At 65.2% G+C, this 20870-nt stretch carries 20 protein-coding genes and 2 tRNA genes; 11 read left to right on the top strand and 11 right to left on the bottom strand.

The genetic code is table 11. From position 1 onward, the window contains the following. Positions 1 to 173: 173 nt before the first annotated feature. From panB to ACSSV8_RS01670, 4 genes are read left to right on the top strand one after another with little or no spacing between them, the layout of a single operon-like run. Positions 174 to 998 (top strand): 3-methyl-2-oxobutanoate hydroxymethyltransferase, encoded by an 825-nt coding sequence (gene panB / locus ACSSV8_RS01655; RefSeq protein WP_354538765.1) that lies wholly within the window; start codon positions 174 to 176, stop codon positions 996 to 998. Next, complete coding sequence (panC, locus tag ACSSV8_RS01660) at positions 995 to 1840, top strand: pantoate--beta-alanine ligase (protein ID WP_454281286.1); 846 nt, start codon at positions 995 to 997, stop codon at positions 1838 to 1840. Before panB ends, panC begins: the two co-directional genes overlap by 4 nt. A 45-nt stretch (positions 1841 to 1885) precedes the next feature. Beyond that, the gene (locus ACSSV8_RS01665) at positions 1886 to 2509 is read left to right on the top strand and encodes a 2OG-Fe(II) oxygenase family protein (protein ID WP_354538763.1); all 624 of its coding nucleotides are present in this window, start codon (positions 1886 to 1888) and stop codon (positions 2507 to 2509) included. Positions 2510 to 2525: 16 nt separating this feature from the next. Continuing rightward, complete coding sequence (locus ACSSV8_RS01670; RefSeq protein ID WP_454281287.1) at positions 2526 to 3395, top strand: DMT family transporter; 870 nt, start codon at positions 2526 to 2528, stop codon at positions 3393 to 3395. A gap of 54 nt (positions 3396 to 3449) precedes the next feature. Here the strand turns inward: ACSSV8_RS01670 and aroC are convergent, their stop codons facing one another. Next, complete coding sequence (gene aroC, locus ACSSV8_RS01675; RefSeq protein ID WP_454281288.1) at positions 3450 to 4553, bottom strand: chorismate synthase; 1104 nt, start codon at positions 4551 to 4553, stop codon at positions 3450 to 3452. Positions 4554 to 4804: 251 nt separating this feature from the next. Here aroC and ACSSV8_RS01680 point away from each other — a divergent pair, with 251 nt between their 5' ends. After that, entirely contained in the window at positions 4805 to 6442 is a 1638-nt protein-coding gene (locus ACSSV8_RS01680; protein ID WP_454281289.1) for an ABC transporter substrate-binding protein, read from the top strand. Between the two features lie 36 nt (positions 6443 to 6478). Here ACSSV8_RS01680 and ACSSV8_RS01685 read toward each other — a convergent pair whose 3' ends face one another. Together ACSSV8_RS01685 and ACSSV8_RS01690 are read right to left on the bottom strand one after the other, a co-directional pair. Then, on the bottom strand, positions 6479 to 7126 hold the full coding sequence (locus tag ACSSV8_RS01685) for a GntR family transcriptional regulator (protein WP_354538757.1): 648 nt from the start codon (positions 7124 to 7126) through the stop codon (positions 6479 to 6481). Positions 7127 to 7156: 30 nt separating this feature from the next. Further along, positions 7157 to 7846, bottom strand: coding sequence for a M48 family metallopeptidase (locus tag ACSSV8_RS01690; protein ID WP_354538756.1), 690 nt, complete (start codon positions 7844 to 7846; stop codon positions 7157 to 7159). A gap of 111 nt (positions 7847 to 7957) precedes the next feature. On the opposite strand from ACSSV8_RS01690, the gene ACSSV8_RS01695 reads away from it, so the two are divergent. Beyond that, complete coding sequence (locus tag ACSSV8_RS01695) at positions 7958 to 8281, top strand: TIGR02300 family protein (RefSeq protein ID WP_354538755.1); 324 nt, start codon at positions 7958 to 7960, stop codon at positions 8279 to 8281. Between the two features lie 86 nt (positions 8282 to 8367). Further along, positions 8368 to 8443: transfer RNA gene (locus ACSSV8_RS01700), tRNA-Ala, on the top strand. A gap of 207 nt (positions 8444 to 8650) precedes the next feature. Here the strand turns inward: ACSSV8_RS01700 and ACSSV8_RS01705 are convergent. Continuing rightward, positions 8651 to 8727: transfer RNA gene (locus ACSSV8_RS01705), tRNA-Ile, on the bottom strand. Between the two features lie 90 nt (positions 8728 to 8817). On the opposite strand from ACSSV8_RS01705, the gene ACSSV8_RS01710 reads away from it, so the two are divergent. Genes ACSSV8_RS01710 through nthA form a run of 3 tightly spaced genes read left to right on the top strand, consistent with a single transcriptional unit; the run spans position 8818 to position 10082 of the window. Further along, entirely contained in the window at positions 8818 to 9159 is a 342-nt protein-coding gene (locus tag ACSSV8_RS01710) for a ScnB-like protein (RefSeq protein WP_354540332.1), read from the top strand. Further along, positions 9152 to 9430, top strand: a complete 279-nt coding sequence (locus ACSSV8_RS01715) for an SH3-like domain-containing protein (RefSeq protein ID WP_354540333.1) — start codon at positions 9152 to 9154, stop codon at positions 9428 to 9430. The genes ACSSV8_RS01710 and ACSSV8_RS01715 overlap by 8 nt, the downstream gene beginning before the upstream one ends. Beyond that, positions 9420 to 10082 (top strand): nitrile hydratase subunit alpha, encoded by a 663-nt coding sequence (gene nthA, locus ACSSV8_RS01720; protein WP_454281290.1) that lies wholly within the window; start codon positions 9420 to 9422, stop codon positions 10080 to 10082. Before ACSSV8_RS01715 ends, nthA begins: the two co-directional genes overlap by 11 nt. A gap of 129 nt (positions 10083 to 10211) precedes the next feature. Here the strand turns inward: nthA and ACSSV8_RS01725 are convergent, their stop codons facing one another. The 7 genes from ACSSV8_RS01725 to ACSSV8_RS01755 form a co-directional block, all read right to left on the bottom strand. Continuing rightward, the gene (locus tag ACSSV8_RS01725; protein ID WP_454281291.1) at positions 10212 to 10931 is read right to left on the bottom strand and encodes an SDR family oxidoreductase; all 720 of its coding nucleotides are present in this window, start codon (positions 10929 to 10931) and stop codon (positions 10212 to 10214) included. After that, positions 10928 to 12451, bottom strand: a complete 1524-nt coding sequence (locus ACSSV8_RS01730; protein ID WP_354540336.1) for an AAA family ATPase — start codon at positions 12449 to 12451, stop codon at positions 10928 to 10930. The genes ACSSV8_RS01725 and ACSSV8_RS01730 overlap by 4 nt, the downstream gene beginning before the upstream one ends. Before the next feature lie 61 nt (positions 12452 to 12512). Next, entirely contained in the window at positions 12513 to 14105 is a 1593-nt protein-coding gene (locus tag ACSSV8_RS01735) for an ABC transporter ATP-binding protein (protein ID WP_454281292.1), read from the bottom strand. Further along, on the bottom strand, positions 14102 to 15208 hold the full coding sequence (locus ACSSV8_RS01740) for an ABC transporter permease (protein ID WP_454281308.1): 1107 nt from the start codon (positions 15206 to 15208) through the stop codon (positions 14102 to 14104). The genes ACSSV8_RS01735 and ACSSV8_RS01740 overlap by 4 nt, the downstream gene beginning before the upstream one ends. Before the next feature lie 94 nt (positions 15209 to 15302). Further along, entirely contained in the window at positions 15303 to 16397 is a 1095-nt protein-coding gene (locus ACSSV8_RS01745) for a microcin C ABC transporter permease YejB (protein ID WP_454281293.1), read from the bottom strand. A gap of 30 nt (positions 16398 to 16427) precedes the next feature. Beyond that, positions 16428 to 18362 carry an extracellular solute-binding protein gene (locus ACSSV8_RS01750; protein WP_454281294.1) on the bottom strand — a complete coding sequence of 645 codons (1935 nt, stop codon included), beginning with the start codon at positions 18360 to 18362 and terminating at the stop codon, positions 16428 to 16430. Positions 18363 to 18510: 148 nt separating this feature from the next. Then, on the bottom strand, positions 18511 to 19635 hold the full coding sequence (locus ACSSV8_RS01755) for a c-type cytochrome (protein WP_454281295.1): 1125 nt from the start codon (positions 19633 to 19635) through the stop codon (positions 18511 to 18513). 120 nt (positions 19636 to 19755) lie between these two features. Between ACSSV8_RS01755 and ACSSV8_RS01760 the strand changes: the two genes are divergently transcribed. Continuing rightward, a complete protein-coding gene (locus ACSSV8_RS01760) occupies positions 19756 to 20598 on the top strand; it encodes a prephenate dehydratase (protein ID WP_454281296.1) in 843 nt (280 codons plus the stop codon). The last annotated feature ends 272 nt before the right edge of the window (positions 20599 to 20870 follow it).

Genomic DNA, 20870 nt, shown 5'->3' on the forward strand with positions numbered 1-20870 from the left:
GGCATTTCCCCGGATGTTTACCAGTCCTGCCAGACGGCGCGAAGCCCATCCGACCCAACGCAGTCCGAAAGCGACGCAGCGGCGGGATTTGCGCGGCAAAACATGGGGTGTGGATATTCCCCGCACGGCTTGATAGCGTGCGCCGCATCGCAGAATACCCCAGAGGCTCCGCCATGAGCGCCACCGCCCGCAAATCCGCCCCCCTCCCCGATGATATCCGGGCGATGAAGGGCGGTGCGCCCATCGTCAGCCTGACCGCCTATACCACGCCGATGGCGCGGATGATGGACGCCGCGTGCGACTTTGTCCTTGTCGGTGACAGCGTCGGCATGGTGCTCCACGGCCTGCCCTCGACGCTGGGCGTGACGATGGAGATGATGATCCTGCACGGCAAGGCGGTGGCGCGCGGCCTTTCGCGCGCGATGCTGGTGATCGACATGCCCTTCGGCAGCTACGAGGAAAGCCCGGCGCAGGCGTTCCGCAATGCCGCAACGCTGATGCGCGAAACCGGCGCGGCGGCGGTCAAGCTCGAAGGCGGGCGGCACATGGCCGAGACGATTGCCTTTCTCGTGACCCGCGGCGTGCCGGTGATGGCGCATATCGGCCTCACGCCGCAATCGGTCAACACGCTGGGGGGCTACAAGGTGCAGGGGCGCGGGGCCGCCGCCGAGGCGCTTCTCTCGGACGCGCGCGCCGTGGCCGGGGCGGGGGCCTTCTCGGTGGTGCTCGAAAAACTGCCCTCAGGCCTTGCCCAACGGATCACCGCCGAGATACCCATTCCCACGATCGGCATCGGCGCGGGCGCGGGTTGTGACGGGCAGATCCTTGTCGTCGATGACATGCTGGGCCTTTTCACCGCGTTCAAGCCCAAATTCGTCAAACGCTATGCCAGCCTGGGACAGGATGGCGAGGCGGCCATTGCCGCCTATGCCGAGGAGGTGCGCGCGCGCAGCTTTCCCGCGCCCGAGCACGGCTTTGCCGACGAGGCACCAAGGTGAGCGCGCCGATCCTGCGCCGCCTTGATGATCTGCGCCACATGACCGCCCCGTGGATTCGCGCCGGAGAGCGGATCGGCGTGGTGCCCACCATGGGCGCGCTGCATGACGGGCATCTCTCGCTGGTGGCAGCGGCGAAGGCGGTGTGTGACCGGGTGATCGTGACGATTTTCGTCAACCCCAAGCAGTTCAACAACCCTGCCGATCTTGAAAACTACCCCCGCACCGAGGTTGAGGACGCGCGCAAGCTCGAACGCTTTGGCGTGGATGCGCTCTGGGTGCCGGAGGGCGACCAGATGTATCCCCCCGCCTTTGCCACCACCGTGTCGGTCAGCGGTCTGACGGACGTGATGGAAGGGGCGTGGCGGCCCGGCCATTTCGACGGGGTGGCCACCGTCGTGACCAAGCTTTTTACCCAGACCGCCGCCACGGATGCGTTTTTCGGCGAGAAGGATTATCAACAGCTTCTGGTGGTGCGCCGCATGGCCGCCGATCTTGATCTGCCCGTCACCGTGCATGGCTGTCCGACGATCCGCGACATCGACGGGCTGGCGCTCAGCTCGCGCAACCTGCTCTTGTCGGATCGCGCGCGCACCATGGCCCCGCGCCTGCATGAGGAGATGGAGGTGATCGCCCTTGGGCTGCGCGCGGGCCAACCCTTTTCGCCGCTGCGCGACGCGGCGCTCAGACGGCTGGACAGGGCCGGATTCACCGGGGCCGATTACCTCGATCTGCGCGCGCAGGACGATCTTTCGGCCCTCGACATGCCTGACCGTCCCGCCCGTCTCTTTGCCGCTGCGTGGCTGGCGGGTGTGCGGCTCATCGACAATATCGCCGTCGCCTGAGGCGCCCCTCTCGCCTTCGCCGCAGGGCTGCGCTACACCGGTTTCATGCCAGAGATCGACTCGCTCTTCGTGACCCGCCTCTATCGTGCACGCCTTGGCGCGCACGACCCCGCCATCGACGCGCAAGAGCTTGAGGCGTCATGCTATTCCATCGCCGAGGATGACGAGGCGGGCCAAACCTGGTGCGAGACCGAAGGCTATCCCGGCTATACCTCCTACGCCTCGCTCACCGACCTGCCCTGGCGCTTTCCGATCTTCGCCGATCTGGTCAAGGCACTGGATGCCCATGTCGCGGAATTCGCGCAGGACCTGCAATTCGATCTGGGGGATCAGACGCTCCGGCTTGAAGATATCTGGATCAACATCCTGCCGGAGGGGGGCATGCATTCCAGCCATATCCACCCTCATTCGGTGATTTCCGGCACCACCTATGTGACCATGCCCGAGGGGGCCTCGGCGCTCAAGCTCGAGGATCCGCGCTCGGCCCGGATGATGGCTGCCCCGCCCCGGCGCAAGGATGCGCGGCAGGAGATGCGCGGCTTTGTCTATGTGAAGCCGCAGGTGGGCGACGTGCTCTTGTGGGAATCGTGGCTGCGCCACGAGGTGCCCATGAACATGTCCGAAGAGGACCGCATCAGCGTAAGCTTCAACTACGCCTGGGGCGATTGAGGGGCAGGAGACAACCATGGATCTGCGCGCGCTCGGCATGGGGCTGGCCTTTGCCCTCATGTGGTCGTCGGCCTTCACCTCGGCGCGGATCATCGTCGCCGCCGCCCCGCCGCTGACGGCGCTTGGCCTGCGGTTCCTCATCTCCGGGCTTCTGGGCATCATTATCGCGTGGATGCTGGGGCAGAGCTGGCGGCTCACGCGCCCGCAATGGCGCGCCACGATCATCTTCGGGGTGTGCCAGAACGCGCTCTATCTCGGGCTCAATTTCGTGGCGATGCAGACCATCGAGGCCTCGCTTGCCGCCATCATCGCCTCGACCATGCCGCTGCTGGTGGGGTTCTTCGCCTGGGCCTTCATGGGCGAGCGGCTGGGGGCGGTGGGGATTTTCGGGCTGGTCGCCGGGTTGGCGGGTGTCATGGTGATCATGGGCGCGCGATTTCAGGGCGGGATGGACCTTTACGGCGTGGGTCTCTGCGTGATCGCGGTCTTTGCGCTGGCCTTTGCCACGCTGTCGGTGCGCGGCGCGGCCTCGGGCGGGAATTTCCTGATGGTGGTGGGCCTTCAGATGATCGTGGGCGCGGCCATTGTCGGGCCTCTGGGCCTCATGATCGAGCCGCTGGTGGTCGACTGGAGCTGGACGCTGGTTGCGGCTTTCGCCTATACCACGCTCATTCCGGGGCTGGCCGCCACGCTCGTGTGGTTCCTGCTGGTCGAGCGGATCGGGGCCACGCGCGGCGCGACCTTCCATTTCCTCAACCCGTTCTTCGGCGTGGCCATCGCGGCGGCGCTTCTGGGCGAGGCGCTGCGGCTTTGGGACCTGATCGGCGTGCTGGTGATCATGGGTGGCATTCTGGCCGTGCAGCTTTCGCGGCAACGCCGGATTTGAGGCGACCGGGATTTTGAAAAAATCCCGAATCGTTTTCTTTTCAAGAAAACGGACCTAGCCGATGCGCCCGCGCGGCCCCTCGCCCACCTGACCGCGATGCAGGAGCAGGTGATCGAGGATCACGCAGGCCATCATCGCCTCGGCCACCGGCACGGCGCGGATGCCGACGCAGGGGTCGTGGCGGCCCTTCGTGACAACCTCGATGGGCTGACCGTCCACCGTCACCGACCGGCGCGGCGTCAGGATCGAAGAGGTCGGCTTGACCGCGAAGCGCACGACGATCTCCTGTCCGGTCGAAATGCCGCCGAGGATACCGCCCGCATGGTTCGAGCCAAACTCAAGCCCGTCCTCGCCCATGAATATCTCATCGGCATTCTCCGAGCCGCGCAGCCGCGCGGCGGCCATGCCTTCGCCGATCTCGACGCCCTTGACAGCGTTGATGGACATCATCGCGGCCGCGAGATCGGTGTCGAGCTTGCCATAGACCGGCGCGCCGAGGCCCGCAGGCGCGCCGCGCGCCACGACCTCGATCACCGCGCCGACCGAATCGTGATCCTTGCGCAGTTTTTGCAGATAATCCTCCCAAAGGGTTGCCGCCCCGGCATCGGGCAGCCAGAAATCATTGCCCTCGATGGCGTCCCAGTCAAAGCGCGCGCGGTCCAGTTCAAGCTCGCCCATGGCGACCATATAGCCCTTGATCTCCAATCCCGGCACAAGGGACCCAAGCGCCGCGCGCGCCACGCCGCCCGCCGCCACCCGCGCCGCCGTCTCTCGCGCCGAGGAGCGCCCGCCGCCGCGCGGATCGCGCAGGCCGTATTTGAGATGATAGGTCAGGTCGGCATGGCCGGGCCGGAACGTGCGGGCGATCTCGCCATAATCGCGCGAGCGTTGATCGGTGTTCTCGATCATGAGCTGAATGGGCGTGCCAGTCGTCTCGCCTTGGTAAACCCCTGACAGGATGCGCACCGCGTCCGGTTCCTGCCGCTGGGTCATGTTCTTGTTCTGGCCCGGGCGCCGCTTGTCGAGCCAGAGCTGAAGCATCGCCTCATCGATCGTCACACCCGGCGGGCAGCCATCCACCGTGGCCCCGAGGGCCGGCCCGTGGCTCTCGCCCCATGTGGTAACGCGGAAAAGATGGCCGAAGGTGTTGAGGCTCATGGGCGGGCTCCTTTGGGGATCGTCTAGCCCCGCCCCGCGCCCGCCTCAAGCCAAATTGGCGGGGTTTTGTCGCAAACAGGCGATCCGGCGGTTCGAATCAGGCTAGGCTTTGCGACGCGGACGGGACGGAAAACGACCACTGCAAGCGCCCGACAATAAATTGGCACATTGGTCTTTCTCTGGTAACAATCGCGACATGTCCGCATGAAAACGACAATGGCGGAACGCCACATCAAGACAGGGAGATTGACATGACCACCACGCAAGAGACCGTTCGTCCGGTCGTCGCGAAACTCGCCGAGGACGCGCGCGCGGGCAAGCTGGACCGGCGCGAGTTCATCGCGCTGGCCTCGACCTTCGGTGCCTCGTCGGCGGCAGCCTACGGCCTTCTGGGGATGGCCGCGCCGACGCCCGTGACCGCACAGGAAGGCAAGCGCGGCGGCGTGTTGCGCGTGGCCATGGTCGTGCTCGAGATCACCGATCCGCGCAAATATGCCTGGTCCGAGCCGGGCAACCTCGCCCGCCAGTTCTGCGAACCATTGGTCCGCTGGGCCTCTGATTTCAGCTTTCAGCCCATGCTTCTGGAAGGCTGGGAGGTGAGCGATGACGCGAAAACCTATACGCTCAATGTGCGCCGGAATGCGGTCTGGAACAATGGCGATCAGTTCAACGCCGATGACGTGATCCACAACCTCAACCGCTGGTGTGACAAGACCGTGGAGGGCAATTCCATGGCCTCGCGCATGGGCACGCTGATCGACCCAGAGACCAACAAGGCGCTCGACGGTGCCATCGAGCGGGTGGATGATTTCACCGTGCGTCTCAACCTGCCGCAGCCCGACATCACGCTCATCGCAGGCATGTCGGATTACCCGGCACTCGTGGTCCATCGCAGCTTTGGCGATGACGACGATCTGGCCAAGGCCCCCATCGGCACCGGCCCGTTCGAGCTTGTCTCCATCGAAATCGGCAACTCCGCCGAAGTGAAGCGCCGCGAAGATGGCAAATGGTGGGGCGGCGAGGTCTATCTCGACGGCATCCGCTTCATAGATTTCGGCACCGACAATGCCTCTATCGTGGCGGCCTTCGATGGCGACGAGGTGGATATCAACGACGAATCCACCGCCGATTTCATCGAGGCCTACGACGCGCTCGGCCTGATCAAGCAATCGAAGCCCACGGCCAATACCATCGTCGCGCGGATGCGCGCCGACACGCCGCCCTATGACAGCAAGGAATTGCGCAACGCGATTCAACTGGCCTGCGACAACGAGGTGCTTTTGGCCATCTCGATCAACAACGAGGGGATCCCGGCGGAAAACCACCATGTCGCCCCGTTCCACCCGGAATATGCCGAACTGCCGAAAATCGCGCCCGACCCGGCCAAGGCCATCGAAATGGCCCGCGCGGCGGGCCATGCCGAGACCGAGATCGACATCATCTCGATCGACGGCGATTGGCGCACCACGACGACGGATGCCATCGGCGCGCAGTTGCGGCAGGCGGGGTTCAACGTCAAGCGCACGGTGATGCCGGGCAACACCTTCTGGAACGACTGGACGAAATATCCCTTTTCCACAACGAATTGGGGCCCGCGTCCGCTTGGTGTGCAGGTGCTGGCCCTGGCCTATCGCTCGGGCGAGGCGTGGAACGAGAGCGGGCATGAAAACCCGGAATTCGACGCGCTTCTGGCCGAGGCTCTGGGGGTGTTCGACGCCGACAAACGGCGTGAATATTCGGCGAAATTGCAGGCAATGTTGCAAGACAGCGGCGTGATCATCCAGCCGTTCTGGCGCAACCAGGCGCTGCACCATACCGAAAAGGTCAAAGGCGTGCAGGCACACCAGTTCCGCGAGATGCATTACGAAACGGCCTGGCTCGACGTCTGACCGCGACCGACGGGGCCGTCCCGGCGGGGCGGCCCCCTACCCCACCAGCATCCGTAATCCCTGCGTCACATCCGAGCGCACCGCAAGGCGCAACCCCGGCTCGTCACCCGCCTTGAGCGCGGCGATCATCAGGCGATGGAAATGCGGCGGGTCCTTCTTGCGCAGCCGCCCGTAGAGCGCGCGCATGGTCGGTCCCAGTTGCAGCCAGACGGTTTCCGCCATGGCCAGCATCGCGGGCGCCTGCGCGCGCAAGTAAAGCGTGCGGTGAAACTCCAGATTTCGGCGGATATAGGCCACCGCGTCCTGATGGACGATATCCTCGGCGATCCGGGCGTTGATCGACTGAAGCCGGTCGATCAGCGCCAGATGCGCGCGCGGCAGCGCGCGGCTTGCCAGTTCCACCTCCAGGAGCGAGCGCAGCGCCGCCAGTTCCTCGATCCGCTCGTTGCTCAACTCCGGGGTCGCCACGCGGCCCGAGCTTGACAGCGTGAGCGCCCCTTCGGCGACAAGCCGACGCAGCGCCTCGCGCGCGGGTGTCATGGACACCTCGTATTCGGCGGCGATGCCGCGCAGCGTCAGCGCCTGACCGGGACCGATCTCGCCATGCATGATGCGGCTGCGCAGCCCGCGATACACGCGGTCATGGGCCATGGGCGAGGGATCGGAGCGCGGCGTGATCAACATCCCTTCATGTGATCACAAATCACGGCCGGGTCAATCGAAACGATACCGGTGCAGGCCCGCGCCTTCGCGCCGAAGCCAGCCGCGCGGTGCCTGATACCCGGGGCAGAGACGCGCCACCAGCGCCCAGAACGCAGGCGAATGGTTCATCTCCGCCAGATGCGCCACCTCATGCGCGGCCACGTAATCCAGAACATCGGGCGGCGCGAGAATGAGCCGCCAGGAATAGCTGAGCGCGCCCCGCGACGAACACGAGCCCCAGCGCGAGCGCGTGTCGCGCAGGCTGAGCCGCGAGAAGCGCCGCCCCAAAAGCCCCGCATAATGATCCGATGCCACTGCCAGCCTGTCCCGTGCCCGCGCGCGCAGCCACGCCTCCAGCCGCCGCGCCAGCACGTCCTCGGGGCCGGGCACCCTCAGGACGCCGTCGCCCGGCACCACCTGCCGCCCGACTGAGGGCTCGATCCGCCGCTCCACGCCTTCGACCGGCAGCACCACGCCCGGCCCCACCATCACCGCCTCGGGCCGCGACGCGAGATGCCCGCGCAGCCAGTCCGCCTTGGTGCGCGCGAATCCGAGCGCCTCCGCCTCGCTGACGCCGCGCGGCACGGTCAGGGTCACCTGACCGTCCAGCCCCGAAACCCGCAGCGATATACGCCTCGCGCGCGCCGACCGCCGCAGGGTGACCGTCACAGGGGGGTTGCCGGGAAGGAAATGTTGGCCCATATGCGCTCCGGGATACAGCCCCGCGACCCGCGCCGCAAAGGCTTTGACACTCGTTCAAGGTTATGGCAGGGGAGCCGGATTGCGTGCAAGCGAGTTGAAAGAGGATCACCCATGCCCAAAGAAGAATGGGGCGTCAAGCGTGTCTGCCCGACGACCGGCAAGCGCTTCTACGACCTGAACAAAACCCCGATCGTCAGCCCCTATACCGGCGAGGTCGTGGAGTTGAGCACCGGAAAAACCCGCTCCATGGCCCCCGATGCCGAGGATGCCGCCACGAAAAAGCTCAAGGCCGCCGCCGTCGGTGATGACGCGGATCTCATCGATGATGACGACGAGGTCGAGGTCGATCTCGACGACGATCTGCTCGACGATGACGAGGATGACGACGTCTCGCTCGACGATATCGCCGATGTGGCCTCGGACGAAGACCTGTAATGCGAAACCGGGCGGGATTTTCCTCTTGATCCCGCCCGCCGCTTTGTCTAATCAGCGGCGCACGGTCCGGACCGGACCGGTATAACGGGGCCTTAGCTCAGCTGGGAGAGCGCTTGCATGGCATGCAAGAGGTCAGGGGTTCGATCCCCCTAGGCTCCACCATCGCCTTACAGATCCGTATGTTGGCTAAACGTCTTAGTGGTGTGACGCGCGAGCTTGTCGCATGATGATGCGAAACGCCGAGAACATCACGGAACGCGTTATCTCGATTCCGCCAACCACTGCAAAAACCCCGTGGTGACAGGCGGAGTCCCGGCTGGCCATACCCACGCGCCAAGGCGCGGGGCAATTGGGAAATGACACGAGGTTTGGTAGGCCCGGAGGGACTCGAACCCCCAACCAAGGCGTTATGAGCGCCCTGCTCTGACCAATTGAGCTACAGGCCCGGCCTGATCCCCTGCTACCATGTCGCGGGCGGGCGTCAAGACTTTCGTGCGGGCTGGACAGGGGGCGCGGGCGGGCCTAGCATCAGCGCCATGAGCGATTGGGATGGCAGGCGCTGGCACGACATGGGCGGACAGGCGGCGGGCCTCGTGCCGATGGAGGGGCACGATTTCGCGCTCTGGGAAAAGCGTGTGGATGCGCTGATGGTGCTCTGCGGGCAAAAGGGCCTCTTTACCGTGGACGGGCTGCGCCGCGCGCTGGAAGACATGGGCGAGGAGGCGTTCGAGAAGATGAGCTATTACGAGCGTTGGATCGCCGCGGTGAACCAGAACCTGCTGGAGGCCGGGGCCTATAGCCTTGAAGAGCTGGCCGCCCGCATGGACGAGGTGGCACGGCGCGGCGAGAGCTATGGCGAGGCGCAGGCAGATGGCTGAGCGCGTGCGGGTGAAGGCGCTGACGCCGCCGGGCCATGTGCGTGCGCCGTGGTATCTGCGCGGCAAGCTGGGGGTGATCGAACGGCCCCTTGGCGCATTCGCCAATCCCGAACAGCTTGCCTATGGAGTGCCCGCCGAGGAAAAACCGCTTTACCGTGTGCGCTTTACCATGGCCGAAATCTGGGGCGACGCGGCAGAGGTCCCCGCCGACACGCTTGATGCCGAGATCTACGGCCACTGGCTCGAGAGGGTGGACAGCCATGCCCCATGATCATCACGACCACGATCACGATCATTTCCACCATGACGGGATGAGTCCCTCGGGCCATCCCTATCGCGGCGACAATGACGGCCCGCTCAGCTATTGGCAGCGGATGGAGATCGCGGTGCGCGAACTCATGGTGGAAAAGGGCCACCTCACCCCTGCCGAGATCGCCGCGCAAATCGAGGCGATGGATGCGCGCAGCCCCGCCAACGGCGCGGCGGTGGTGGCACGGGCCTGGGTCGATCCTGATTTCAAGGCACGGCTTCTGGCCGATGCGTCAGAGGCGAGCCGCGAGATGGGGTTCGATATCGGCCCGCTCAACCTGATCGCGGTGGAGAATACCGCAGACACCCATAACCTCATCGTTTGCACGCTCTGTTCATGCTATCCGCGCAACCTGCTGGGCCTGCCGCCCGACTGGTACAAGACCCGCGCCTATCGCAGCCGCGCGGTGCGCGAGCCGCGCAGCGTCTTGCGCGAGTTCGGCCTGGACTTGCCCGATGACGTGACCGTGCGCGTCCATGACAGCACCGCCGACATGCGCTATATCGTGCTGCCCGCGCGCCCCGAGGGGACCGAGGGCATGGACGAGGCGCAACTGGCCGCACTGGTCACGCGGGATTCGATGATCGGCACGGGGGTGCCGCACAAGCCATAATCGCCCATAATCGCAGAGCCGCGCGCGTGAGGCGAACCCCCGACCTGATCCGGCCCGATATCATATGTGCATGGCCTGCGCTCGGGCTGCCCCTTGGCCGGGTTTTGCGCCGCAGTTGGCACGCCCCCCTCACCCCCGCCCGATATAGGGCATCTTGGTGGCCATCAGCGTCATGAACTGCACATTGGCCTCAAGCGGCAATTCGGCCATGGAGAGCACCGCGCGCCCGACATGCTCGACGTCCATCGTGGGCGGCGGGGCGGCGGGATTGGCGGCGATGATTCCCTCCAGGAGCTCGGTGCGCGCATTGCCGATGTCGATCTGCCCGCAGGCGATGTCAAAGGCGCGGCCGTCGAGGCTGAGCGTCTTGGTCAGCCCGGTGATGGCGTGTTTCGTTGTTGTATAGGCAACCGAGCCTTCGCGCGGCGCATGGGCCGAGATCGAGCCGTTGTTGATGATCCGCCCGCCCTTGGGCACCTGCCGCCGCATCTGCGCAAACGCCGCCTGTGCGCAGAGAAACATGCCGTGCAGGTTCACATCGACCACCTGCCGCCATTCGTCATAGCCCAGCTCGTCGATGGGGGCCGCGCGCCCGAAGCTGCCCGCATTGTTGAAAAGCACGTCGAGACGGCCCGCCTCGGCCACGAAGGCCCCGAATGTGCGCGCCACGTCTTCGGGCGATGTCACGTCACCTTGCAGGATCACGGCTCCCGCATGGCCCTGTGTCACCGCCGCCAGCGCGTCCGCGCGCCGCGCCATCAGCCCCACGCGCCAGCCCGCCCCCAGAAATGCGCGCGCGCAGGCGGCCCCGATCCCGGCACTCGCCCCGGTGATGAGAATGCTTTTCATTCCTCTGCCTCCAGCTTCAACGGTGCGCTCGGCACCTCCAAATCCGCGACCGAAAGCGGCGCGGAGGGTTTCGAGAGCCGGTTGCGCACCACCCAGTAGAGCCGCTCCTCGGCCCGCGTGATCGCCACATAGGCCAGCCGCTTCCAGAGCGGCTGCCCCGCCTCCGAACGACCCATGCGCGCCGCCACCTGGATGTCAGGCCCGAACACCTGCACATCGGGCCATTGGCTGCCTTGCGCCTTGTGGATCGTCACCGCCGCACCGTGCAGAAAGACTGCCCCCATATTGGCGGCGAAGGGGATGAACGGCTCTTGCTCGTCGGGCTTCTCGATCTTGACGATGGAGGCCGCCGAAAGGCGCGGCTCCTCTGCCCCGATGATATGGAGCCGCGAGAACCCCGCGCGCTTGCCGGGGCCGAGATAGACCACCTGCGCCCCCTTGATCAGGCCGCGCGCCTCCAGATCCAGCCGCTTCTTGCGGTGTTTCAAGGGCAGTTCGATCCCGTCGCAAACCAACGGCTCGCCGGGCAGCAATGCGGCCTCGGGGGCCTCGTGCACCGCCCGAAAGGCATTGATGAGGCGTATGCGCGTGGCGTTGCGCCAGACAAGGACGGGCGAGCGCGCCATCAGGTCCACCTCGACGCGCTCGGCCCATCTCACCCGCTCGTCGCGGCGCGCCGCCTCTTCGATCATCTGCTCGAAACTGTAGAAATCCAGCGCCGGATCGGCCAGCGCGTGCGCCAGATCGAGGATCGGATTGCCCGCCTCCTGCCGGTGGATGCGGCTGAGTTCCAGCCGCGCGGGCGCGGGCAGGCTCTCGAACACCATGCCGCCCGTGGACTTGACAGGCGGCAATTGGGCCGGGTCGCCGAAGAGGATCAGCGTCGGGAAAATCTCCTGCAAATCCTCGAATTGCTGCGCATCGAGCATACTCGCCTCATCGACAAGGCCGATATCGAGCGGCTCTTCGCGGCGTTTCCAGCCGGTGATGAAATCCGACCCGCGCAGGCCCGCCGCCGCCAGCGCGCCGGGGATGGATTTCTGCGCCTGATAAAACGCCAGCGCCCGGTCGAGCGCCAGATCGGTCAGCCCCTCGATCACGGGCTTCTCGCCCTGACCGGCCAGCCATTCGGCGATCTTCTCGTATTCGGGATGATAGACGGGGGTGTAGAGGATGCGGTGAATGGTGGTGGCGGGCACGCCGCGCATCCTGAGCACGCTCGCGGCCTTGTTCGTGGGGGCGAGGATCGCCAGCGTGCGCCGCTCGCGCCGTCGCCGCCCCTCCCAATCGCCGGAAATGGTCTCGACGCCCGCCTCCTCCAGCGCGCGGGTGAGCGCCGCCAGAAGCAGCGTCTTGCCCGACCCGGCCTTGCCCAGCACGGCCAGCACCGCGCGCCGCCCCTCGTCGGGGGGCATCAGCGTGCCACCCTCGATATCCACGCCCACACCGCGCAGCGCCTCTGCGATGCGGTCATGGGCCTCGGCCTGATCGGGGGAATATGTCAGCGCGGTCTCGGTCACGGGCGCGACCCTAGCGCCGCACCGACCCACGCGCCAGCAAAAGCCGGGGCCCCCGTGCGCCTCACCCCTGCCGCCGATCCAGCGCCGCCGCCAGCAATGTGCGCGCATACTCCGTCTGCGGTGCGGTAAACAGCGCGTCCGCCTCCCCCGCCTCGATCACGTCACCGCCCTTCATCACCAGAACCCGGTGACTCATGGCACGCACAACGTGCAAGTCATGGCTGATGAACAGATAGGCCAGGCCGTATTTCTGCTGGAGCGCGCGCAGAAGGTCCACGATCTGCACCTGCACGGTCATGTCGAGCGCGCTTGTCGGCTCATCCAGCACCACCAGTCTGGGGCGCAGGATCATGGCGCGCGCGATGGCGATGCGCTGCCGCTGCCCGCCGGAAAACTCGTGCGGGTAGCGGTCCATCATCGCGGGGTCGAGGCCAACCTCGGCCATCACCTCCGAGACCAGATCGCGCTCGGGCCGCCCCCCGGGATTGCCATGCACGCCCAAACCCTCGGCGATGATCTGCGCGGCGGTCATGCGCGGACTGAGGCTGCCGAACGGGTCCTGAAACACGATCTGCATCTCCGCCCGCCGCCGCCGCAATTCCCGCGTGGACCAGCCATGCACATCCTCGCCCGCGAAGCGTATACCGCCCTCGGAGGCAATCAGCCGCATGATCGCCAGTGCCAGCGTCGTCTTGCCAGACCCGGATTCGCCCACGATGCCAAGCGTCTCGCCCGCGCGCACCATCAGCGTGGCCTCGTTCACCGCCTTCACATGGCCGACGGTGCGCTTTAGAAACCCCTTCTGGATCGGAAACCAAACCCGCAGACGATCAGTTTCAACCACCACCGGCGCGTCCTCGGGCACGGGCGCGGGCACGCCAACCGCATGGGCCCCCAACAGCTTGCGCGTATAGGCGTGCTTGGGCGCAGCAAAGACCTCTGCCACCGGCCCACTCTCGACAATCTCGCCATCCTTCATCACGCAAACCCGGTCGGCGATCCGCTCTACGATCCCCAGATCATGGGTGATGAACAAAAGCCCCATGCCCTCTGCGCGCTTCAACTCCGCCAGCAGCTCCAGAATCTGCGCCTGAATGGTCACGTCAAGCGCGGTGGTCGGCTCATCGGCAATGAGAATATCGGGCTTGTTCGCGAGCGCCATGGCGATCATCACCCGCTGCCGCTGCCCGCCCGAGAGCTGATGCGGATAGGCCCCGAGACGGCTCTCCGCCTCGCGGATGCCCACCCGTTCGAGCAACTCGATGATCCGCCCGCGCGCCGCCTCGCCGGTCAGGCCCTGGTGCAGCTCAAGGCTCTCGCGCAACTGCTTTTCCAGCGTGTGGAGCGGGTTGAGCGAGGTCATCGGCTCCTGAAAGATGAAGCTGATATCGTTGCCCCTGACCTTGCGCAGTCGCCGGTCATCCGCGCCGATCATCTCCTGACCCGCATAGGTGACGCTCCCCGTCACCTCCGCCGAGGTGCCCAGAAGCGACACCGTGGACAGCGCGGTGACAGACTTGCCCGAGCCGCTCTCGCCGACCAGCGCCACCGTCTCGCCCCGGTCCACGCTGAAGCTTACGCCCTTCACTGCCGGGATCACCTGCCCGTCCTGCCGGAAACTCACGCGCAGATCGCGCACCTCGAGCACGCTCATTGAAAGGTCTTTCTGGGGTCAAACGCGTCGCGCACGCCCTCGAAGATGAAAACGAGCAGCGACAGCATGATGGCAAAGGCGAAGAAGGCGGTAAAGGCCAGCCACGGCGCTTGCAGGTTCTGCTTGGCCTGAAGCGTCAACTCGCCCAGGCTTGGTGCCGAAGACGGCAACCCGAAGCCCAGAAAATCCAGGCCCGCCAGCAGCGAAATCGTGCCCGTGATCACGAAAGGCAGCATCGTCAGCGTCGCCACCATCGCATTGGGCAGCATGTGGCGGAACATGATCGTGATGTTGCCCACCCCCAGCGCCTTGGCCGCGCGCACATATTCGAGATTGCGCGCGCGCAGGAACTCGGCCCGCACCACGCCCACCAGCGCCATCCAGCCAAAAAGCACGGTGATCACCACCAGAAGCCAGAAACTTCGCGGCAGGATCGCAAACAGGATGATGATGACATAAAGCTGCGGCGTAGAGGACCAGATCTCGATGATGCGCTGGAAAATCAGATCGGTGCGCCCCCCGAAATAGCCCTGCACCGCACCCGCGAAAATCCCGATCACCGATGACAGAAGCGTCACGATCAGCGTGAACATCACCGAAAGGCGAAAGCCATAGATCACCCGTGCCAGCACATCGCGCTTGGTATCATCCGTGCCCAGCCAGTTCTGCGCATTGGGCGGCAGCGGCGCCGCCCCGGGCCGGTCCACCGTGGTGGTATAGCTGTAGGGAATGGGCGGCCAGATCGCCCAGCCGCGCATCACCTCCTGGCCCGCCACCACCCCGCTTTCGGCCTCTGCCATCACACCCTCGGGATCATCAAGGCAGGCCTCAAGCCCGCCCGTGGCGATCAGGCAGCGCACTTCCGGATCACGATAAATCGCCTCGGTCTCGAAATCGCCGCCGAACACCGTCTCGGGGTAGAAACGGAAAATCGGCATATAGAAGTCGCCGCGATACTGCACGAGGATCGGCTTGTCATTGGCCACGAACTCGGCAAAGAGCGTCACCGTGAAGATCACCGAAAAGACGATCAGCGACCAGAAGGCGCGCCGGTTGCGCCGGAAATTGCGCCAGCGGCGTTGGTTGAGCGGCGAGAGGCGGATCACGACGCCCCTCCTTCATCTTGCCTGAAATATCCCGGGGGAGTCGCGCCAAAGGCGCGGCGGGGGCAGCGCCCCCCTGATGCGCGCGCCATCCTCAACCCTCCCGCTTCTCGAAATCGATGCGCGGGTCGACCAGCACATACATGAGATCCGACAGGATCCCGACCACAAGGCCAATGAGGCCAAACAGGAACAGCGTGCCGAACATCACCGGATAATCCCGGCTTACCGCCGCCTCGAAGCCAAGCCGCCCAAGACCGTCGAGGCTGAAAATCGTCTCGATCAGCACGGAGCCACCGAAGAACACCCCGATGAACACCGCCGGAAACCCCGCGATCACGATCAGCATGGCGTTGCGGAAGACATGCCCGTAAAGCACACGGCGCTCCGACAGCCCCTTGGCGCGCGCGGTCATGACATAGTGTTTCTTGATCTCGTCGAGAAAGCTGTTCTTGGTGAGCAGCGTCAGCGTGGCAAAGGCCGAGATCGTGGAGGCGATCACCGGCAGGGTGATGTGCCAGGCATAATCCACGATCTTGCCCCCGAGGGTCAACTGCTCGAAATTATCCGAGGTGAGGCCGCGCAGCGGAAAGATCTGGAAATAACTGCCCCCCGCGAAGATCACCAGAAGCATGATGGCAAAGAGAAACGCCGGGATCGCGTAGGCCACGATGATCACGCCGGAGGTCCAGGTATCGAAGCGCGTGCCGTCGCGCACCGCCTTGGCCACGCCCAAGGGAATCGACACGATATAGGCGATGAGCGTGGACCACAGCCCCAGCGTGATCGACACGGGCATCTTTTCCAGCACCAGATCGAGCACGTTGATCTTGCGGAAATAGCTCTCGCCGAAATCGAGACGCATGTAGTTCCACATCATGTTGAAAAACCGCTCGAGCGGTGGCTTGTCGAGGCCGAATTGCTCTTCCAGCTCCTTGATGAGTTCGGGCGGCAGGCCGCGCGCGCCCAGATAGCGGTCATTCCCGCCCGCCGCGCCGATCAGGTCCTGACCGGTATCCGAGCCCGAGCCGGCAAAACTCTCGAAGACGTTGCCCTGCCCCTGCATGTTGGCGATCATCTGCTCGACGGGGCCGCCGGGGACGAACTGCACCAGCGCGAAGTTGATGATCATGATGCCCAGAAGCGTCGGAATGATCAGCGCCAGACGCCGCAGGATATAGGCCCCCATCTCAGTGGCTCTCCCCGATCACAACCCGCCTCACAGCGCGCCCGCAGCCTTGAGCGCGGCGGCCTTTTCCTCGTTATACCACCAGAAATCGAGCACGCCGGAGGCATAGGGCGGCAAGGGTTCGGGGCGCTCATACATGTCCCAATAGGCGACCCAGGAGCGATCGAGATACCAGGTCGGGATCATGAAGAACTCGTGCCTCAAGGCCCGGTCAAGCGCCATAAGCGCCACGTTCTGCGCCTCAAGCGTCGTCGATTCGAGCGCGCGGTCAATGAGCGTATCCACCAGCGGGCTTGCCAGCCCCGCCGGATTGAAGAGGCTGAACGCCGCCTCCTGACTGCCGTAACGCTGATGCAGCCCGGTGCCCGCCTCAAGGAAGGCCACGTAGCTGTCAAAGATGATGTCGTAATCGCGGTCGCGCTCGCGGGCGGTGTATTGCGCGGCGTCGATCTTGTCGAATTTCGCATCGATCCCCATCAACGCGAGGTTCGACACGAAGCTTTCCACCACTGCGGACATGGTGGCCGATCCGGAGGCGGAAATCGGGATCTCGATGGTCAGCACCTCTCCGGCGGCATTGCGCCGCTTGCCGTCCCCGCCCACGGCCCAGCCCGCCTCATCGAGAAGCTGCATGGCGCGGCGCAGGTTGCGCCGGTCGTTGAGCCGGTCGGGATCGGAGCTATGCGCCATCACCGCCGGTTCGCTCAGCATCTCTTGCGGCACCAGATCGCCCAGCGATTTCAGCATTGCCAATTCGTCACCCTTGGGCAGTCCCTCGGCCTGCAAGGGCGTGTCCTGCACGAAGGAATGGCGCTGCCGGAACAGGCCGTATTGCAGCGACTGGTTGGTCCACTCGAAATTGAAGCCAAGCGCAATCGCCTGCCGCACCCGCTTGTCCTTGAGCACCTCGCGACCGAGGTTAAAGACGAATCCCGACGGCGTCGGCGGCAGCCCGTCGGGCAATTCGGCCCGCACGACATGCCCCTGCCGCACGGCGGGAAAGTCATAGCCGGTGGCCCAGGTTTTGGAATTGCCCTCGGGGCGGAAGGTGTAGATGCCCGCCTTGAACGCTTCAAAAGCGGCGTTGTCATCGGCGAAATACTCGATCCGGATCGTATCGAAATTATGCCGCCCCACATTGATCGGCAGGTGCCACCCCCAGTAATCGGGATTGCGCGCGTAAACGATATTGCGGTTCACGTCATAGCTCTTGACCTGATAGGGGCCCGAGCCCGGCGCCGCCTCCAGCCGTGGCTCATCGAGCCGCGCGCCCGTGGCCTCATACCACGCGCGCGGAAACACCGGCGTGCCGCCGACCTGATCTATGAGCGACCGGCGCGAGATCCCTTCCGCAAACTCGAACCTGACCTCGTGATCGTCGAGCGCCTCGGCCCCGATCACCCGCCGCCGGACCGCCTCGGCATAGGAGCGCAAGCCCTGATCCAGAAACAGGTTGTGCGAGAACACGACGTCCTGCGCGGTCACGGGCGTGCCATCGGCAAACCGCGCCTCGGGGCGCATGTGAAAGATCACCCATGTCTTGCCGCGATTGTATTCAAGGCTCTCGGCGAGAAGGCCGTATCCCTCGTTGTAGCGGTCCCCCGGCAGCGGCTCCCCGGTGGCCTCGGATCCGCCCAGAAGGCTCTCATAGACCATCCACGACAGCCGCCCGGCGCGGCCCTTGCGCGAATAGGGGTTCATCGAATCGAACGTGCCGGGCGCATAGAGCGAGATTTCGCCGCCCTTGGGCGCGTCGGGATTCACATAGTCGAAATGCGCGTAATCGGCGGGATACTTGAGGTCGCCGAAAAAGGAATAGCCATGCGCGCGGATGATCTCCTCGTCGCTGGCCCGTGCCTGACCGGGCAGGATCACCGGCAGCGCGCTCCCGGCCAGAAGCGCCCCCATGCCCGAAAGGGCGGTGCGGCGGCTCATGGGAAATCCGGCGTGCGGCGGTTGGCTCATCTCGTCCTCCTGTCGGATAGCGCGCGTTGGCCGCGCCTTGCAGGGCAAGCTAGGCGGGGCAGGCCTGTTGTTCAAGCGCGGAAGGGGTCATGACACGCAAAGGCCGCTGTCCTCGCGGACAGCGGCCTCTTGACATCGGCATATCGGCTCAGTTGCCGACGCTTTGCAGATACCCGATCAGGTTGGCGCGGTCGCCCTCGTCCTTCAGCCCCGGAAAGCCCATCCGGTTGCCCGGCGCATAGGCGCGCGGGTTCTCGATCCAGGCGCTGAGCTTGTCGAGGGTCCATTCCCCCTCCAGCCCCGCGAGCGCATCGGAATAGCTGAACCCGTCTGCCGAGGCGATATCGCGGCCCACGATCCCGAAGAGCGACGGTCCGGCCTTGTTCTTGCCCGCCTCGACGGCATGGCAGGCAGCGCAGCGGCGAAAGAGCTTTTCGCCCTCGGCCAAGTCGGCGGCGGCGACAAGCGCGGCAAAGCCATTGGCGGACGAGGCTTCGGCGGCAGGTTCTTGCGTCGCCTCGGGTGCGGGTTCTGCGGCTGCCTCCTCGGTCGCCTCGGGTGCGGCCTCTGCTGCGGCGGCTTCCGCGGTCGCCGCAGGTGCGGCCGCTTCGGGTGCGGCCTCGGCGACGGCCTCTTCTGCGGGGGCCTCAACTGCGGCCTCTTCCTCGGCGGGCGCTTCTTCGGTCGCCGCGGGCTCGGCGGGGGCTTCTTCTGCCGGGGCCGTTGCGGCGGCGGGCATCTCGTAGGTGGTGCCATCGGTCTGATCGAGGAAGGCGATCAGGTCGGCGCGGTCCTGGGCCTTGCGCAGTCCGGCATAGCCCATCGAGGTGCCCGGCGCATAGCCCTTGGGGTTCTCCAGGAAGGCATTGAGCGCCTCGGGCGTCCAGACATCGACCACAGCCGTCAAGGCACCGGAATAGGCCCCAAAGCCTTCGGCCACGCCAACATCGCGCCCGACGACGCCATAAAGATACGGACCAGCCTTGTTCTCACCCTTTTCAAGCGCGTGACAGGCGGCGCAGTTGCGGAACACTTTTTCGCCATTGGCCATATCGGCGGCGGCGAAAAGCTCGGCAAAGCTCGGTCCGGCCTCGGCCACGACCTCTGTCGCATCATCGGCACCGGTATCAATCACGAAGCCTTGGACGCGCTCATCGCCATGGCCGCCGCCCGTCGCATAAAGGGACTCTGCTACCCAGCCGCCCAGAAGAAAGACCAGCAAGGAACCGCATAGCGCACCCGTGGCCTTGGTCAGTGTCATCGTGTCGAACATTGGCTCGCTTCCGTTTGCTCTGTCGCTTGGGCGCGTATCTATCCGCTTCCCCTACCGCCGCGCAAGGTGTAGTTTCCGCGACCAAACGCCCGACCGGGCCAGAATTGCACGGAAATCACCATGACCAAGCGCATCGCCTTTCAGGGAGAGCCGGGGGCCTATTCCCATCAGGCCTGCCACGAGACCTTTCCCGGCATGGAGGTTCTTCCCTGCCGCACCTTCGAGGATGCCATCGCGGCGGTTCGCGACGGCGCCGCAGAGCTTGCCATGCTGCCCATCGAGAATTCCACGTTCGGCAGGGTGGCCGACATTCACCATCTGCTGCCCCATTCCGGGCTGCATATCGTCGGCGAGGCGTTCGTGCGGGTGCATATCAACCTCCTGGCCCTGCCCGGCGTGCGCCTCGACCAGATCGAGAGCGCGATGAGCCACACCATGCTTCTTGGTCAGTGCCGCGCCTTTCTCGGGCGCCACGGCATCCACCGCGTCACCGGTGCCGACACTGCCGGATCCGCGCGCCACGTGGCCGAAGAAGGCCGCCCCGATATGGCCGCGCTGGCCAGTGAACTGGCAGGCGAGATTTACGGCCTCGACGTCATCGCCCGCCATATCGAGGACGAGGGCACCAATACCACCCGGTTCCTCGTCATGGCCCCAGAGCCGGATTTCACCCCGCGCGGCGAGGACGGGATGATGACCACCTTCGTCTTTCAGGTGCGCAACATCCCCGCCGCGCTCTACAAGGCGCTTGGCGGCTTTGCCACCAATGGCGTCAACATGACCAAGCTGGAAAGCTATATGGTGAACGGCTCGTTCACCGCGACGCAGTTCTACGCCGATATCGAGGGGCACCCCGACGACGCGGCCGTCGCGCGCGCGCTCGATGAGCTGGATTACTTCACCTCGGACGTGACCATTCTGGGCGTCTACCCGGCCGATCCGCGACGCCACGGCGAAGGCTGACGGACTGTTGCCGCGCGTGGCCGGAACATCCGGGGGCTGGCCGGGTGTGTATGGGTGGTGGAGATTGGTTGGTATGCGGGGGGTTGGCGGCGGGTGCAGGGGGAGGCGGTAGCTCGCTCGATTTGCGAAGACGGTCCAGCACTATTGAATTTTCGTCTTTGACTTTTTCGGACTACGTGTCACATCCCGGAAGGTAGTATGGCTTCTTCCTGAACAACTGCGGCTTGAGTTTGTGCCAGTCCTTCATCGCCTGCAAGGGCGACCTGCTGCCC

Source organism: Roseovarius sp. MBR-79, from assembly GCF_053628555.1.

Excerpts from the sequence above, each read along its gene's own strand:
- ACSSV8_RS01690 (WP_354538756.1), bottom strand. The coding sequence starts at position 7,846 with ATGGGCCAACATTTCCTTCCCGGCAACCCCCCTGTGACGGTCACCCTG.
- ACSSV8_RS01755 (WP_454281295.1), bottom strand. The coding sequence starts at position 19,635 with ATGTTCGACACGATGACACTGACCAAGGCCACGGGTGCGCTATGCGGT.
- aroC (WP_454281288.1), bottom strand. The coding sequence starts at position 4,553 with ATGAGCCTCAACACCTTCGGCCATCTTTTCCGCGTTACCACATGGGGC.
- ACSSV8_RS01665 (WP_354538763.1), top strand. The coding sequence starts at position 1,886 with ATGCCAGAGATCGACTCGCTCTTCGTGACCCGCCTCTATCGTGCACGC.
- ACSSV8_RS01680 (WP_454281289.1), top strand. The coding sequence starts at position 4,805 with ATGACCACCACGCAAGAGACCGTTCGTCCGGTCGTCGCGAAACTCGCC.
- ACSSV8_RS01710 (WP_354540332.1), top strand. The coding sequence starts at position 8,818 with ATGAGCGATTGGGATGGCAGGCGCTGGCACGACATGGGCGGACAGGCG.
- ACSSV8_RS01695 (WP_354538755.1), top strand. The coding sequence starts at position 7,958 with ATGCCCAAAGAAGAATGGGGCGTCAAGCGTGTCTGCCCGACGACCGGC.
- ACSSV8_RS01685 (WP_354538757.1), bottom strand. The coding sequence starts at position 7,126 with ATGTTGATCACGCCGCGCTCCGATCCCTCGCCCATGGCCCATGACCGC.
- ACSSV8_RS01735 (WP_454281292.1), bottom strand. The coding sequence starts at position 14,105 with ATGAGCGTGCTCGAGGTGCGCGATCTGCGCGTGAGTTTCCGGCAGGAC.
- ACSSV8_RS01745 (WP_454281293.1), bottom strand. The coding sequence starts at position 16,397 with ATGGGGGCCTATATCCTGCGGCGTCTGGCGCTGATCATTCCGACGCTT.
- ACSSV8_RS01725 (WP_454281291.1), bottom strand. The coding sequence starts at position 10,931 with ATGAAAAGCATTCTCATCACCGGGGCGAGTGCCGGGATCGGGGCCGCC.
- nthA (WP_454281290.1), top strand. The coding sequence starts at position 9,420 with ATGCCCCATGATCATCACGACCACGATCACGATCATTTCCACCATGAC.
- ACSSV8_RS01750 (WP_454281294.1), bottom strand. The coding sequence starts at position 18,362 with ATGAGCCAACCGCCGCACGCCGGATTTCCCATGAGCCGCCGCACCGCC.
- ACSSV8_RS01760 (WP_454281296.1), top strand. The coding sequence starts at position 19,756 with ATGACCAAGCGCATCGCCTTTCAGGGAGAGCCGGGGGCCTATTCCCAT.
- ACSSV8_RS01715 (WP_354540333.1), top strand. The coding sequence starts at position 9,152 with ATGGCTGAGCGCGTGCGGGTGAAGGCGCTGACGCCGCCGGGCCATGTG.
- panB (WP_354538765.1), top strand. The coding sequence starts at position 174 with ATGAGCGCCACCGCCCGCAAATCCGCCCCCCTCCCCGATGATATCCGG.
- ACSSV8_RS01670 (WP_454281287.1), top strand. The coding sequence starts at position 2,526 with ATGGATCTGCGCGCGCTCGGCATGGGGCTGGCCTTTGCCCTCATGTGG.